16 protein-coding genes are annotated in these 13,703 nt (G+C 50.0%); all 16 read right to left on the reverse strand.

Annotated features, from left to right (window positions below; translation table 11 throughout):
- Positions 1-285: 285 nt before the first annotated feature.
- A complete protein-coding gene (locus tag ABU165_RS07810) occupies positions 286-1,149 on the reverse strand; it encodes an energy-coupling factor ABC transporter ATP-binding protein (protein ID WP_318060024.1) in 864 nt (287 codons plus the stop codon).
- Between the two features lie 15 nt (positions 1,150-1,164).
- Entirely contained in the window at positions 1,165-1,935 is a 771-nt protein-coding gene (cbiQ, locus tag ABU165_RS07815) for a cobalt ECF transporter T component CbiQ (protein WP_318060025.1), read from the reverse strand.
- 6 nt (positions 1,936-1,941) lie between these two features.
- Positions 1,942-2,214, reverse strand: coding sequence for an energy-coupling factor ABC transporter substrate-binding protein (locus ABU165_RS07820; RefSeq protein WP_318060026.1), 273 nt, complete (start codon positions 2,212-2,214; stop codon positions 1,942-1,944).
- Positions 2,214-2,942 carry an energy-coupling factor ABC transporter permease gene (locus tag ABU165_RS07825; RefSeq protein WP_318060174.1) on the reverse strand — a complete coding sequence of 243 codons (729 nt, stop codon included), beginning with the start codon at positions 2,940-2,942 and terminating at the stop codon, positions 2,214-2,216. The genes ABU165_RS07820 and ABU165_RS07825 overlap by 1 nt, the downstream gene beginning before the upstream one ends.
- Positions 2,943-3,018: 76 nt before the next feature.
- On the reverse strand, positions 3,019-3,588 hold the full coding sequence (locus ABU165_RS07830) for a nitroreductase family protein (RefSeq protein ID WP_318060027.1): 570 nt from the start codon (positions 3,586-3,588) through the stop codon (positions 3,019-3,021).
- An 18-nt stretch (positions 3,589-3,606) separates the two neighbouring features.
- On the reverse strand, positions 3,607-4,377 hold the full coding sequence (cobA, locus tag ABU165_RS07835) for a uroporphyrinogen-III C-methyltransferase (protein WP_318060028.1): 771 nt from the start codon (positions 4,375-4,377) through the stop codon (positions 3,607-3,609).
- The gene (locus tag ABU165_RS07840; protein ID WP_318060029.1) at positions 4,370-5,011 is read right to left on the reverse strand and encodes a precorrin-2 dehydrogenase/sirohydrochlorin ferrochelatase family protein; all 642 of its coding nucleotides are present in this window, start codon (positions 5,009-5,011) and stop codon (positions 4,370-4,372) included. Before ABU165_RS07840 ends, cobA begins: the two co-directional genes overlap by 8 nt.
- Before the next feature lie 21 nt (positions 5,012-5,032).
- Entirely contained in the window at positions 5,033-6,421 is a 1,389-nt protein-coding gene (locus ABU165_RS07845; RefSeq protein WP_318060030.1) for a cobyrinic acid a,c-diamide synthase CobB, read from the reverse strand.
- Positions 6,418-7,569: a cobalt-precorrin 5A hydrolase gene (locus ABU165_RS07850; protein WP_318060031.1), complete on the reverse strand. Its 1,152-nt coding sequence runs from the start codon at positions 7,567-7,569 to the stop codon at positions 6,418-6,420. Before ABU165_RS07850 ends, ABU165_RS07845 begins: the two co-directional genes overlap by 4 nt.
- Complete coding sequence (gene cobM / locus ABU165_RS07855; protein WP_318060032.1) at positions 7,569-8,342, reverse strand: precorrin-4 C(11)-methyltransferase; 774 nt, start codon at positions 8,340-8,342, stop codon at positions 7,569-7,571. The genes ABU165_RS07850 and cobM overlap by 1 nt, the downstream gene beginning before the upstream one ends.
- Complete coding sequence (gene cobI / locus ABU165_RS07860; protein ID WP_318060175.1) at positions 8,342-9,043, reverse strand: precorrin-2 C(20)-methyltransferase; 702 nt, start codon at positions 9,041-9,043, stop codon at positions 8,342-8,344. Before cobI ends, cobM begins: the two co-directional genes overlap by 1 nt.
- Positions 9,043-10,251 (reverse strand): precorrin-6y C5,15-methyltransferase (decarboxylating) subunit CbiE, encoded by a 1,209-nt coding sequence (gene cbiE / locus ABU165_RS07865; protein ID WP_318060033.1) that lies wholly within the window; start codon positions 10,249-10,251, stop codon positions 9,043-9,045. The genes cobI and cbiE overlap by 1 nt, the downstream gene beginning before the upstream one ends.
- Complete coding sequence (locus ABU165_RS07870) at positions 10,235-11,338, reverse strand: cobalt-precorrin-5B (C(1))-methyltransferase (RefSeq protein WP_318060034.1); 1,104 nt, start codon at positions 11,336-11,338, stop codon at positions 10,235-10,237. Before ABU165_RS07870 ends, cbiE begins: the two co-directional genes overlap by 17 nt.
- 3 nt (positions 11,339-11,341) lie before the next feature.
- Positions 11,342-11,989 carry a precorrin-8X methylmutase gene (locus ABU165_RS07875; protein ID WP_318060035.1) on the reverse strand — a complete coding sequence of 216 codons (648 nt, stop codon included), beginning with the start codon at positions 11,987-11,989 and terminating at the stop codon, positions 11,342-11,344.
- Positions 11,979-12,773, reverse strand: coding sequence for a precorrin-6A reductase (cobK, locus tag ABU165_RS07880; RefSeq protein WP_318060036.1), 795 nt, complete (start codon positions 12,771-12,773; stop codon positions 11,979-11,981). Before cobK ends, ABU165_RS07875 begins: the two co-directional genes overlap by 11 nt.
- Positions 12,770-13,699 carry a sirohydrochlorin chelatase gene (locus ABU165_RS07885; RefSeq protein ID WP_318060037.1) on the reverse strand — a complete coding sequence of 310 codons (930 nt, stop codon included), beginning with the start codon at positions 13,697-13,699 and terminating at the stop codon, positions 12,770-12,772. The genes cobK and ABU165_RS07885 overlap by 4 nt, the downstream gene beginning before the upstream one ends.
- Positions 13,700-13,703: the final 4 nt, after the last annotated feature.

Here is a 13,703-nt window from a genome sequence, read left to right on the forward strand (position 1 = left end):
CCTTCATGTATCAATTCGTCCTTTTTCTATACATCAGCAGCTTCTTTTGATGGCCTTCATGTATCAATTCGTCCTTTTTCTATACATGAGCAGCTTCTTTTGATGGCCTTCATGGATCGATACGGCTTTTTCTATACATGAGCGACTTCTCTAGTAAGCCATCATGCATTGATTGGTCTCTATCTATCCTATCTATCCATGAATAAAAATTTAAGGTCCGTTCTATGCTTCTACTTTTAGCAGTCAACCGGCTTATATATGGAATAAATCTATCTTTCTGCTCTCCTAAAAAAGAATCTCAGCCTTCCTGCCCTTTCCGGTGGCTTTCATCATATCGAATAGTTCCTCTTTTGAGCCGGGAATGTGCTTATAGGATTCTTTATCCGTTTGCTGCAATCTATCAAAAATTTCCAAGATCCAGGGCATCTGCAGGTGACATTTCTCTATTGAATCCCGTTTCCTGAATACCTCTTTAGGCGTACCCTGGAACAGAAGGCGGCCGTTGTGCAAAAGGATAATTTCGTCCGCCCATTCATAGGCAAAATCGACGTCATGGGTTGAGAGCAGAATAGTTTTAGATTGTTCACTGAATTTTTCAAGCAGCATACCTATCTTTCTTTGATAGTACGGGTCAAGTCCGGCAAAGGGCTCATCAAGCACCAATAGCTCTGGATGCATAGCTGCAACACCTGCAATGGCTACCCTTTTTTTCTGCCCGATGCTTAATAAGTGCGGCGGCTTTTCCTTCAGCTCCTCCGTTTCTGTCAGTTCCATCGCCAGCTGCACCCGCCGGTCCATTTCCTGCGGATCCAGACCCAGATTCCTTGGCCCAAAAGCAATGTCTTCATATACACTGGAAGAGAACAGCTGGGAATCAGAATTCTGAAAGACGATGCCAACCTTTTGGCGCAGCTGCCGTATTTCTTTGCGGGTGTGGGACAATTTCCTTCCTTTATAATAAAGGCAGCCCTTTGAAGGCTTGATTATTCCATTCAAAAGGCAAAGCAGCGTTGATTTTCCTGCCCCGTTATTCCCCAGCAGTGCAATTTTCCTGCCGTGTTCTATAGAAATCGTAATCTCGCTGAGGGCGGGAGTACCGTCGCCGTATTTGTAGGATACATGGTCCAGATAAAGGAATGGCTCTTTCATAGGCGTGACCTCCTTTTACATCAAGGTTAAAATTAGCAGCATAGACTGTATGATGAGGATGGCGATCCAATTGCCTGCCCTTGTCTCTTGCCTGATATCCATCCTATACAGCCCCTCGCTTCCCCCACGGCTCTCAATAGCGGTTTCGAGCTCCCTGGCAGTCATGATTGATTTAATAAAAAGCCCTGCTGCAAGCTTGGCCATTGAGGCCAGCCAGGTTCTTCGATTCTGGTAGCCAAGCCTGCTGGTTTGGGCGAGGTGAATTTCCCTGCTCTTTTCCAGCAGCACGAAAATGAAACGGTATGTAAAGCCTGTCAGGTCTAGCACAATGCCTGGAAGTTTCAGCTTCTGGAGCAGCCACATAATTTGCTGCACCGGGGTGGTCAATATAAGGAAATACAGGCAGAGGACGCTTGCAGCTGCTCCTGCTGCAAGATGGCAAGCCTGCTCTAGCCCGCTCTCGTCAATATACAGCTTCCAAGAGCCGATATTGGCATGCCAGATACCTGCGCTTTTTGCATCAGCAGGAATGATGGAAAGGAAGATAGGCAGCGTTCCTGTAGCGAGGAACATGGCTGGGAGAAGCAGAAGCTTTACATAGTAAGTCAATGGGATTCCCGCTGCCCAAACAGTGAGAAGACACATTAGAAAGCTTACGCAAAGTGCAATCCACATATTTTGGGTAATGACAGAGAATAACAGGCATCCCGCAGAAAGCACGGCCTTTTCTGCCGGGTGGATGTGCTTCAGCCTGCTGCTATATGCGTATTCATCTATTTTCAGCATATCGGTCTATTTGGTATATTTTTTCCTGGCCCTGCCGAAGCCGATGGCATAGCCTATTATGATTGCACCAATAGCAGTCTGGACCGAAAACAGCAGACTCTCAATCTCACCGCTCGGCGCTTCCCAGAGGTTTCCAATCCATGGAGTGTAGTCAGGAGCCACTTCTTTTACAGCCTCCTCCGCCTGGCCGTCGGCTCCGCCAAATTCTGCATCCTGAATGAAAATCAACGGGATGGCTGCAATTAGAATAACCATAATAAAGAGAACAAGATTTTTCATCAGTACTTTGCCTCCTTCATGATGGAGAGCTGCTTGAATTCCGGCAGATTATATTTTTGAATCAGATTGATGACAATGACAGTCAATAGCCCTTCACTGATGGCCAGCGGAATCTGTGTAACAGCAAATATTCCGGAAAACTTTGTGAATGATGCCAAAAAGCCGCCGGCTTCAGCCGGGAAGGCAAGCGCCAGCTGGATGCTCGTCGTTAGATAGGTTCCAAGGTCCCCCAGCATCGCAGCCAGAAATACAGATATTGAAAAAGACAGCCCAAGCTTCAGTCCGCCCCTGAAAACGGCATAGGCGGCAAAAGGGCCGACCACTGCCATGGAGAAGGCATTGGCTCCCAGGGTTGTCAATCCGCCATGAGCCAGAAGCAAGGCCTGAAAAAGCAGAACGATCGAACCGACTACACTCATGGCAGCAGGCTTGAAAAGAATGGCTCCCAGTCCCACGCCGGTCGGATGTGATGTGCTTCCTGTAACCGACGGTATTTTTAAGGCTGATAGTACGAAGGCAAATGCACCTGATAAACCGAGCAGTATTTTGAGCTCCGGCTTTTCAGCCAAAGTTTTTTTGATGGAACGGAAGCCCGCAATCATAAAGGGTATGACTGCCGCCCACCAGAAAACTGCCCAGCCGACCGGAAGGAAGCCTTCCATAATATGCATGGCATAGGCGGGGCGGAATGAGTTGAGCCAGAAAAAGCCGGCAAAGGCCAGGATCATCGTCCCGGTCAGCAGAATGGGTTTCTTCATCGTTATTCTCTCCTGTCAGATCTTTTGATTGGCCTGCGGGCTGCCCCTATAGCCATTTTGTTTTTTCTTTAAAATCGATCCTCGATTTCGGCTTAAGCTTTTCCTGTTCTTCCGGGTCAGGATAACCAAAGAACACTGTCCCGACAATTTTTTTATTTGCCGGGGAGCCGATGAATTCATATAAGCGCCTGTCGCGGACAAGGCCCACACCTCTTGTCCTCCAGACAAAACCAAGTCCCAATTCCTCTGCTGCCAGCCACATCGAATGGATGGCGCAGCAGGCGGCATATTCATTATCCACCGTCGCTTCATCATCGTTTTCTGCTATATCCGACGCAACCACAATCATGGCCGGGGTAGCCTGGACCACCTTCATCGATGCCTCCACCAATTTCGGCTTTGCTGGAAAGCGTTCTAGCAGATAATCATAGGCCAGCTGTTCATAGCCTTGTTTGGCTTTCCCCTGGATCACATAAAAGCTCCACGGCTCCCGATTCTTATCATTTGGCGCCAATGTAGCAGCATAAAGCAGTTTTTCTATCTTTTCCCGCTCAACCGGAGCCGGCTGATAGTTTCGCAGTGCCCTCCTGTTTTCGAGCAATTCCAGCACACTCATGTTTTCTCCTCCCCGATTTTATAATAGGATTGCTTCCTGCTGTTCCTTGTACCATTGTATTTTCTCTCTTAATCTGACGACCTCTCCAACTAGGATGATGGCTGGATGGGAGATGCCGGATTTTGCCGCTTCTCCCTCTATCGTTTCAAGGCTGCCAGTGACGGTCCGCTGGCGGCTTGTTGTACCCCATTCAATCACCGCTGCAGGAGTGCTGCTGCTTCTGCCATGTACAATCAGTTCCCGGCAGATGGCAGGCAGATTTCCAACGCCCATATAAAAAGCGATTGTGTCGCTTCCTTCAGCAAGGGCTTTCCAATTGATAGAGTCCATGCCCTTTTCTTTTCTTCCATGTCCTGTAACAATGGTAAAGGATGCAGCATGTTCCCGATGTGTGACCGGGATTCCTGCATAGGCAGGCGCTGCGATACCGGCAGTGACGCCGGGAACGATTTCGAAAGGGATACCATGCTCAGCCAGTACCGCTGCTTCCTCACCTGCCCTGCCAAACACACAGGGATCGCCGCCCTTCAATCGGGTCACGTTTTTTCCGGCAAGCGCCTTTTCGACGAGGAGAGTGTGGATTTCATCCTGGATGAGCGCATGCCTGCCAGGCAGCTTCCCGACATAAATAAGCTCTGCATCAGCCTTGGCATGGTTAAGCAGTTCTTTGTTGATCAATCGGTCATAGGCAATTACATCTGCTTTTTTTATGCATTCAAGACCGTATATCGTCATGAGGCCAATGTCTCCAGGCCCTGCACCGACAAGGTATACTGTTCCTTTATTCATGACAGAAGCTCCTTTCTATTAGGTCATTCAATTTTTGTTCTCTCTTCTCAAATTGCCTGTTCCGGGTCCAGTCCAGAAATTCATCCCCCAGTAGACGAAATAGAATATCCGCCCTTTTCTCCGTGTTCCCGACTTCCTGTCTGACCCTGCCCCGGGCTTGAAACAGAAATTCCACATACTCTTCATAACTGCTGTCGTAGCGCTGCTCCAGCTCCCTGACTATCTTTTTTGACAGCCCCGGACTGGCAGCTGAAGTGTGGACGGAAATGGAGAGCTTTCCTCTCTCCAGTGTCGAAGGGATGGTGATCAGGCTGTTCAGCGGATCATCCGCAAGATTCACCAGCTGATCAGGGGCGCATGCTTCTAATACCTTTTGATTTATGCCGCAGTCGTCCGTGGCAGCCATCACGATAAAAGCACCTTCCAGATCCTCCGGATGGAACTTTTTTTTCTTCCATGTCAGTTTCCGTTCTTCATGGCAGCGTTTGATATAGTCTGTTGCCACGGGACTAATGACAGTAGTGACGGCACCGGCGTTAATCAATCTTTTGACCCGCCGCTCCGCTACCCGGCCTCCGCCGATTACTGCTGCCTGCCTGCCCGCCAACTCAAGGGAAACAGGGAAATAAGCCATGAATGTCGACTTCCTTTCTGCTCAAATAGGCTGTTGTCTAAAATTGGATTCTTTTTTCTCCCTGCACTTTTTCACCCAATTTTCCGCCATTTGAGGACAAGATCCAAAGTGAAAATGCACATAGCCGGCAACAAGAGAATCCTTCATGAATCCCTCTTTCTTTACTCCCCTCATACCATTGGCAGTATAGGCTGGAGACTGGGGGCCGTTTAATTCTGAGGCAGAGTAATGGAACTCATGCCCCCTTGCCTGTAATCCATCCGGAAGCAGAAAATTCCCCGGTTCTCCGGTCACTTCGCGATAGCCGAGGGCTGCCCGCTTCTTTTGCATCCTCGCCTGCCCGGAAATGACGCCGGCCATTTCATATTCCTGTCCGTCCGCTGTCACAATGGAATCAGTCAGGTACATAAAGCCGCCGCACTCCGCTAAAGTGGGCAGTCCCACTTCAATGGCATTCTTAATCGACTGCTTTACCCTGATCCCTCTGCTAAGCTTCCCGGCAAATTCTTCAGGAAATCCGCCTCCCAAATAGAGGCCATCGACGCCCTCAGGCAGACACTCGCCTTCCAATGGTGAAAAATAGATAATCTCTGCGCCGTAATCCTCCAGCAGCTCCAGGTTTTCCGGATAATAGAAATTAAAAGCAGCATCTTTAGCAACGGCTATCCTCACTGACGGGTCCTCGTTTTTCCCAAAGGACGGTTCTAATTCCTGATCCAGAGGAGCAGCCTCTGCCAATTCAAATATTTTATCAAGGTCAATCGTTTTTGCAGCCATTTGGCCAAGCCTTTCAAAAAAGGCCTCAAGCTCTCCTCTTTCAATAGAAGGAACAAGTCCAAGATGCCTTTCGGGCATTTCGATCCCTTCCTCCCGTTCCAGGTACCCTACAACCGGAATGCCGCATTCTTGTTCGATGGCTGCCTTTACGAGTTTGTAATGCCCTTCACTTCCGACCCGGTTTGCAATGACGCCTTTGATCTGCGTCCCTTCAGCAAACGTCTGGAAGCCTTTGACTATGGCAGCAGCACTTCTTGCCATGCTTGCACAATTGACAACCAGGATAACCGGACTGCCGGTAAGGAGGCCGATATCAGCTGTACTTCCTTCATTGCTGAGCGGATCCTTTCCATCAAAGAAGCCCATGACACCTTCAATAATCGAGATGTCGGCATTCCCGCTCCCGCGGACATACGTTTCCCTCACCCGCTCTGCCGGCAGCATCCAGCTGTCCAAATTACGGGAGGCACGGCCGGTTACAGCTGTATGATAGGAAGTATCGATATAATCGGGACCGCATTTAAATCCCTGGACGGTCTTGCCCCTATCCCGAAAAGCGCGCATGAGACCGATAGTTAAGGTCGTTTTGCCCACTCCGCTGCCTGTGCCGGCAATAATCACTCTTTTGTTCATACGGACTCCTGCTCCTTTTCCCTGCTTTGAATTGGGATGAGGGCCACAGAAATGGTCACATTCCCGGACTTCCTTTTCACCACCTCAAGTTCTTCAGCACCGCTGTACAGCATGGCAGCCGGTTCACTGACGCCATAAGCACCTGTATATTTAAAAACCGTTTCGGATGGTTCCTTCAGTGTGACGCTATTAAGCTCTGCCGGGGAATAGACCCGGAACTCACAGCCGAGACTTTCGGCTGCACTGATGAGCCCTTCTTCATCCTTCTTAATATCAATCGAGCAGATAGCCTTCACACTTTTGATGGAAAACTGCAAATCCTGCAAGGTTTCCTTGATGACCGACTCGATTTCTTTCTGTGAAGTCCCCCTGTTGCATCCAATCCCAAGCACAATGACCTTGGGACGATACAATACGCCATTCTGCAGGATCCCCTTTTCTGATGGCTGAAGCAGGCGGTGGGTGACAACCAGCGCCGCGTCAGGCTTTTCTGACAAGGCTTCCACGATGCTGGAATAGGTCTTTATGTGTCCTGGAAGGGGCTGCCCGTATAGCCACCAGCCTGTTTCACCGGACTCCTGGATGATGGCGACACTCTCTTCATTAACTACAGAGGCACTTACAGGGGTCAATTTTTCCGCAGAATCCCAGATCCAGCCGAATCGTTTTCCAAACAGGTCGACTGCAATTGTTTTCTGGACATCAGAGGCGGTAGTGATGACAGGCTGGGCGCCAAGCATCTCGGCCACCTCCCTTGTAAGCTCATTTGCTCCTCCAAGATGGCCGGAAAGAACGCTGATCACATGTTGCCCTTTATCGTCAATCACTACAACCCCCGGATCTGTTTTCTTATCCTTCAGAATCGGAGCGATCATCCTGACGACTGCACCGAGGGAAATAATCAGGATGATGCCTTTGTAGGTGCGGAAAAGGTCCGGCAGGAGTAGCCGGACACTTCCTGTAAAAAGAAAGGCCCCCCTTTCCTCTTCATCCCCTTTTTCAAATTTGGCCATATAAAACAGGTCCGCCTGCTGAAATGCATCCTGGAGCTTTCTGGCAAGATCTGTCCCGTGCTTGGTAATGGCAACGATGGCATAATCATGATTTGTTTCAACCTCTATCCTTTTCCCTTCTTCAAGCTGGAGCATCAATGCGGAACTCCTTTCCTGAACCCATGGGTGAATTCCTTATCGTACAGCTTTGAACGGTAATCCTTTTCATGGATTTTCTCATCCAATGCCCAGCCCGCAAGAATCATGGCCTGCTTCCTGATCCCATTCTTCTTCATATCTTCGTCCAGTCTCTCCAGGGTGGTGCGCACAATTTTTTGATCAGGCCAGCTTGCCTTATAGATGACAGCAACCGGGGTATCATCCTGCCATCCTCCTGCGGTGAATTCTTTTACCACTTTCTTCGTCAGAGTGGCGCTGAGAAAAAGTGCAACCGTACAGTGATGCCGCGCCAATTCCCGCAATTTCTCCGCATCAGGGACCGGCGTCCGGCCCTCTGCCCTTGTCAGAATCACGGTCTGCGTCAAATCTGGTATGGTGAGCTCCGCTCCGGCAGCAGCTGCTGCAGCAAAAACCGAGCTCACTCCAGGGACGATTTCCGTTTCAATGCCCCTTTCCTTCAGCAATGCCATCTGTTCAAGAATGGCCCCGTATACAGCAGGATCGCCAGTATGCACGCGAACCACCTTTTTTCCTGTCAAAAGGCGCTCTGCCATTGCACCAACCATCTCCTCCAGATGCATCCCTGCGGTCTTTATCACTTCCGCGTCTTCCTTCGCCTGGGAAATCAGGTCCTCGCTTACGAGTGAATCTGCATAAAATACGGAGTCCGCCTTCTGCAGGAGCTTCAATCCCCTTACAGTGATCAGGTCGGCTGCTCCCGGGCCCGCTCCGATAATGTAAAGCTTCATTATTTCCTCACCACCATCAGTGTTAAATATTCAAGTTCCGCATGCTCCAATTCATCAATCTTCCATATGATTTCTTCGCCGGATGTAACCTTCGTCACGACTGAGGCCTTATCCAGAAGATTCAGCTCCCTCAGAAGCTTAAGCATGACATCCATCACCTTGGCCACTTTGATAAAAATGACACAGTCGTTCTCCAGCAGAGCCTTTTTCATCACCTCATAATCGTCGCGGGCAGGGATGATGGCTACATGGTCATCTCCCTCTGCAAGGGGAATGCCCAGCCTTGAAGCGGCCCCGTTGATGGAAGAGATGCCTGGCACGGTTTTAATCATGATTTCGGGATGCTTCTCTTTCATCAGCTTCATCATATGGATGAAGGTGCTGTATAATAAAGGATCCCCTTCTGTGACAAAGGCGACATCTTTGCCTTCGGCCAGCCTCTGCCATACCATTTCCACTGTGGCGCTCCATTCTTTTTCCAGTATCTCCGGATCCTTTGTCATTGGAAAAACAAGGCCGAGCATTTCTTTTTCATTTGCATTTATGTACACGTCGACAATCTGATGGGCGTAGCTCTTGCTTCCCTTCCGCTTTCTCGGATAAGCGATTACAGGCGATTCCTTCAAAACACGGAATGCCTTGACCGTGATCAGCTCAGGATCCCCAGGCCCGACTCCGAGACCGTATAATGTCCCATGCATCATGCTTCCTCCTTCCGCTTCGCTGAGATGATATACACCGGGTTCAGCGCTTCGAATCGTGTCAATTGCAGTATCGGTTTGCTTCTTGAAATCTGCGCCAAGGTGACGGAAGCATCATACCCTCTATCTTTGAATGCTTTTACAGCCCCTGCCAGTGATTCTATCGTGGCAGCGTTCAGCACAATCCGCCCAGCCGGCCTTAAGCGGCTGCAGCATACATCGAGTATTTCCTCCATGCCTCCAGCTGTGCCGCCTATGAATACAGCATCCGGATCAGGGAAACCCTCCAGCCCTTCAGGCGCTTTCCCGCAGACAGCCGTGAAATCGGTCCTGAATCTCTTCATATTCTGATGGCAGTTTTCCAGATCTTGCTCATTCTTTTCAATTGCAAAAACGGCGCCTTCGCGGGCAATTTTAGCTGCTTCAATCGCAATAGACCCCGTGCAGGTGCCGATGTCCCAAACCACACTGTTCTTTTTCAGCTTCAGTTCGCTTAAGCTCAATGTCCGGATTTCTTTTTTGGTAATGAGTCCTTTATCCGGCCTGCGCTGGAGGAATTCTTCATCTGGGATGCCGATCGGCCATTCCGGTGAAGATCCGGTTTTCTTAAGTATTACTACATTAAGGGATGAAAAATCGGCGGCGGCCATTTCCTCCAGTGAATACCAGCCTGTCCTTTCGCCGGCACTGCCCAGATTTTCAGCAACAAACGCCCGGTATTCTTCCGCTCCATATGAAAGCAAATAACGGGCGATCTTTGAAGGGCTATTCTCCTTGTCTGTCAGCAATGCAACTTTTCCGCATCCGTCCATCCGCTGGATCAGCCCCTTCATGCTGCGGCCGTGCACGCTTGCAAAATAAGCATCCTGCCAGCTCTCTTTCATTCTTGCAAAAGCAAGCTGAACAGAGCTGAAGAAAGGATAGATTTCCAGTTTAACCTTAGAAGACAGATATCCGCCGATCCCATAAAAGAGGGGATCGCCTGAAGCCAGAATGACTGTGTTCCGCTTTTCCTCTTCCAGGGCTGAGGCCAGTTCCCGCAACCCTCCTTTGATAGTTATCGTTTCACCCTGGTAGTCAGAAAAGCAGGACAGCTGCCTTTCTCCGCCTACCAGCAGCTCACTTTCATAGATCCATTGTTCATAAAGCGGCAGAATGGTGTTTCTGCCATCCTCGCCGATTCCAATCACTTTAATAGGATTCTCCATCTATTGCCGCCTTTCCCAACAAGCTTCCTTTCATCGTGTAAATGCTTGTTTCAATTGTCATTCCGCCCTTTATTTCCTCTAATCCCGACAGGCAGCAGCTGCGGCACATTTGTTCAAAAAAACCGCTGAGCCCCTCTTCCATCATCATCTCCCCAACCTGGGAAGCTGTATTGGCCTCTATGACTTTCTCCGCCAATTCAGAAGGTGCCCCTGCAGCTCTTGCCAATTCTGCCAGGAATTCAAAGTCCACGGGGGCGCTTTTCGAGTGGACCATCATGACTCCCTGGGCGACCTTTGAAAACTTGCCCATCATGCCAACCATCGACACCTTTTTCATTCCTGCCCGCTTACACTGCTTTAGGGTAAATCCGACAAAGTCCCCCATTTCAATGAAGGCTTCCTCCGGGAGAAACGGATACTGCTGCATCGCATATTTTTCACTTCTGCCGCCGGTAGTGATCACCACATGATCACAGCCGCTCACCTTCGCCACATTGATGGCCGAGACGATGCTGGCTTTGTAGGCAGAGGTGGAGAAAGGGATGACCGTCCCTCTCGTCCCCAATATCGATATGCCACCGATGATTCCCAGGCGGCCGTTCAGTGTTTTCTTTGCCAGCTCCTCCCCCATGGGGACCGAGATGATGATCTTGATGCCTCTTTGGACCCCGAAGCGGCCAAGCACTTCTTTTGCCGCTTCCAGGATCATCTTCCGTGGCACCGGATTGATGGCCGCTTCCCCGACTGGCACCGGCAGGCCTGGTTTGGTCACACGCCCAACCCCAAGTCCGCCGTCCAGAATGATCCCTTGCCCGGGATGCCAGGACACCTGTGATTGGATGAGCGCCCCATGGGTGGCATCCGGATCATCTCCCCCATCCTTTACCGTACCAGCCAGTACAGATTCCTCCGCAAACAGGCATTCCTCCATGGAAAAAGTCGCGAACTCGCCGACCGGTAAAAGAATCGTTGCTTCCGGCTGCTCTTCCTTTGTAATGAGGGCAGTCAGGGCAGCCTTTGTGGCAGCCGCTGCACAGGCGCCTGTCGTATACCCCCGCCTAAGCTTTTTCTCTTCGGCCGCTTCCATGCTTTAAACCTGTTCTGCCAGCAGGGAGATGGCATTCAATGCTGCAACCGTTATTGTGCTTCCGCCTTTCCTGCCGACATTGGTGATAAAAGGAACATCAAGCTTGGCCAGTTCTTCTTTGGACTCCGGCGCGGAAACAAAACCGACCGGGAGACCGATGATCAGGCCCGGCTTGGCCTCGCCTTCTTTAATAAGCCGGATCAGTTCCAGCAGGGCTGTCGGGGCATTTCCGATCGCAAAAATGCCTCCTTCCGCCTCCTTGACCGCTTTCCGCATGGATACAATTGCCCTTGTCGTATTCAGGCGCTTTGCCTCCGCCATTACATCAGGATCGGAAATATATACTTTCACACTGCCTCCGTACTTTTCGATACGCTGTTTGCTCACACCAACCTGGACCATCTGGACGTCAGCAACCACCGGCCGGCCGCTCCGGATGGCTTTGATCCCTGCTGTGACAGCATCCGGATGGAACAGCATGCTTTTCCCCAGCTGGAAATCTGCGGATGCATGGATGACCCTGCGGACGACCGGATACTGCTCCTCTGTATAGGGATGTGCGCCAATTTCTTCATCAATCATTTCAAAGCTCTTCACTTCAATCATTTCCGGCTGAACAGTCACCGGCTTAAAGTCTATCTTAAAGTCCACTTTCCTGCCTCCTTTTTATGTTTGGCGCCAGCCGGCCCAGATGGTCCAGTACATCTGAAAAAATGGAGTACTTAATTCCATAGCTGATTTCGGGGCGCCTGATCACAATCACATCGATTCCGAGCTCCTTTGCTGCCTCCAATTTTTCACTTACTGACCCGGCCCTCCCGCTTTCCTTCGTTATCATGACCGTTACACCAAACTGCCTGTACAGGGCTTTATCAAATTCTTTTGTGAAAGGTCCCTGCATCGCAACGATATCTTTTTGCGGAAAACCAAGCTCAGCACATTTCTCCATATTGTCTTTACGGGGGAGCATGCGGGCTACCAGCCGGATATCCGGGTCTCCAAGAAGCTTGTCCGTGAAAATCTGCAGTGTTTTGCTTCCGGTCGTCAGCATGATGACACCCTTCTTTCCTTCCGCAGCCACTGCTGCTTCCTCATAACTGGAAACGAAGGTAATCCTCTCATCCTCAAAAGACTGGGAAGCCCTTTCATAGCGAATATAAGGAATTTCTGCATCTGCGGCTGCCTGGATGCTGTTCCGGCTCGCCTCCTCAGCAAAAGGGTGGCTCGCGTCGACGATCACTTTGATATTCTGTAAGTTTATGTAGTCGGAGAATTCCTCCCTTGACAGCCTGCCGACACGTACTTCCAGCCCCTTCTTTTCCAACTCCAGCGCAGCGTTATCAGTCACGACAGAAGTAATGACATCGTAGCCTGCTTTTTTCATTTCCACTGCCAGTTCTCTTGCATCACTGGTGCCGGCAAGGCAGAGGATCATATCTTTTGAACCTCTTTTTCCTGATGCTCTTCTCCGGCATGGGTGTGGGCATGGTCATGATGGTGATCGCCGTGCTCATGATGGTGATGGTGATCATAGTCATGATGGTGGTGGTGATCGATATGCTCCATTGCCGCGAGGCGATACTGGCATGTATCACAGTTCATTTTCACATCCCCTAGAAGGGCCTCATCAATCCGGTCTTTTATAATGGTATGCAGCCTTTCATGAAATCCAAAATAGCCGGCAAGCTTGAATTCAATTTCCGGGTGGGCAGCTGTAAAGCCTTCCATCATGTTTTCAAGCCTTTTGATCAGAATACCGGTAAACAGGAAGTACGGCAGAATGATGATTCTTTTTGCTCCAAGCTTTATGCATCTTTCTACCCCCTCCTGAATGAGAGGGTCTGAAACACCCATAAATGCCGGTTCAACCAGCTTAAAGGAGGTCTTTTCCCAGAGAAGGCGGCCAATTTTGAAAAGCTCGCTATTTGCGTCCGGATCGCTTCCCCCTCTGCCAAGAAGGATGACAGCTGTCCCTTCTTCACTCTCCCGCCAGTTTTCACCGGCTTCTTCAAGCCGGGTCTTGCTGATTTCAAAAGTTTCCTCGTGAATGCCGATGGGTCTGCCGTATGTAAACTGTACGCCGGGATAATGCTCTTTTGCTTCATCGATCGCCGCAGGAATATGAATCTTGGAATGTCCTGCCGGAAGGAGCATGATCGGGATAACGACAATATGCTTGGCTCCTTTTCTTACACAAGCTTGTATTCCCTGGCTGATTGTCGGCATTTCAAATTCAAGGAAACATGTTTCTACCAAAAGCGAGGAATCGAGCCTGGGCTCAAGCTCCCTGATAAATTCCCTTACCTGGACATTTCCTTCGGGATCTCTGCTTCCATGGCCTACCAGCAATACTGCTCTCATGAAC

This window comes from Cytobacillus sp. T106 (assembly GCF_040492155.1).
Classification (GTDB): domain Bacteria; phylum Bacillota; class Bacilli; order Bacillales; family Cytobacillaceae; genus Bacillus_AB; species Bacillus_AB infantis.

Excerpts from the sequence above, each read along its gene's own strand:
- cbiQ (WP_318060025.1), bottom strand. The coding sequence starts at position 1,935 with ATGCTGAAAATAGATGAATACGCATATAGCAGCAGGCTGAAGCACATC.
- ABU165_RS07885 (WP_318060037.1), bottom strand. The coding sequence starts at position 13,699 with ATGAGAGCAGTATTGCTGGTAGGCCATGGAAGCAGAGATCCCGAAGGA.
- ABU165_RS07850 (WP_318060031.1), bottom strand. The coding sequence starts at position 7,569 with ATGCTCCAGCTTGAAGAAGGGAAAAGGATAGAGGTTGAAACAAATCAT.
- ABU165_RS07810 (WP_318060024.1), bottom strand. The coding sequence starts at position 1,149 with ATGAAAGAGCCATTCCTTTATCTGGACCATGTATCCTACAAATACGGC.
- ABU165_RS07870 (WP_318060034.1), bottom strand. The coding sequence starts at position 11,338 with ATGGAAGCGGCCGAAGAGAAAAAGCTTAGGCGGGGGTATACGACAGGC.
- ABU165_RS07825 (WP_318060174.1), bottom strand. The coding sequence starts at position 2,942 with ATGATCCTGGCCTTTGCCGGCTTTTTCTGGCTCAACTCATTCCGCCCC.
- cobA (WP_318060028.1), bottom strand. The coding sequence starts at position 4,377 with ATGAATAAAGGAACAGTATACCTTGTCGGTGCAGGGCCTGGAGACATT.
- cobI (WP_318060175.1), bottom strand. The coding sequence starts at position 9,043 with ATGCATGGGACATTATACGGTCTCGGAGTCGGGCCTGGGGATCCTGAG.
- cobK (WP_318060036.1), bottom strand. The coding sequence starts at position 12,773 with ATGATCCTCTGCCTTGCCGGCACCAGTGATGCAAGAGAACTGGCAGTG.
- ABU165_RS07830 (WP_318060027.1), bottom strand. The coding sequence starts at position 3,588 with ATGAGTGTGCTGGAATTGCTCGAAAACAGGAGGGCACTGCGAAACTAT.
- ABU165_RS07845 (WP_318060030.1), bottom strand. The coding sequence starts at position 6,421 with ATGAACAAAAGAGTGATTATTGCCGGCACAGGCAGCGGAGTGGGCAAA.
- ABU165_RS07840 (WP_318060029.1), bottom strand. The coding sequence starts at position 5,011 with ATGGCTTATTTCCCTGTTTCCCTTGAGTTGGCGGGCAGGCAGGCAGCA.
- cbiE (WP_318060033.1), bottom strand. The coding sequence starts at position 10,251 with ATGGAGAATCCTATTAAAGTGATTGGAATCGGCGAGGATGGCAGAAAC.
- cobM (WP_318060032.1), bottom strand. The coding sequence starts at position 8,342 with ATGAAGCTTTACATTATCGGAGCGGGCCCGGGAGCAGCCGACCTGATC.
- ABU165_RS07820 (WP_318060026.1), bottom strand. The coding sequence starts at position 2,214 with ATGAAAAATCTTGTTCTCTTTATTATGGTTATTCTAATTGCAGCCATC.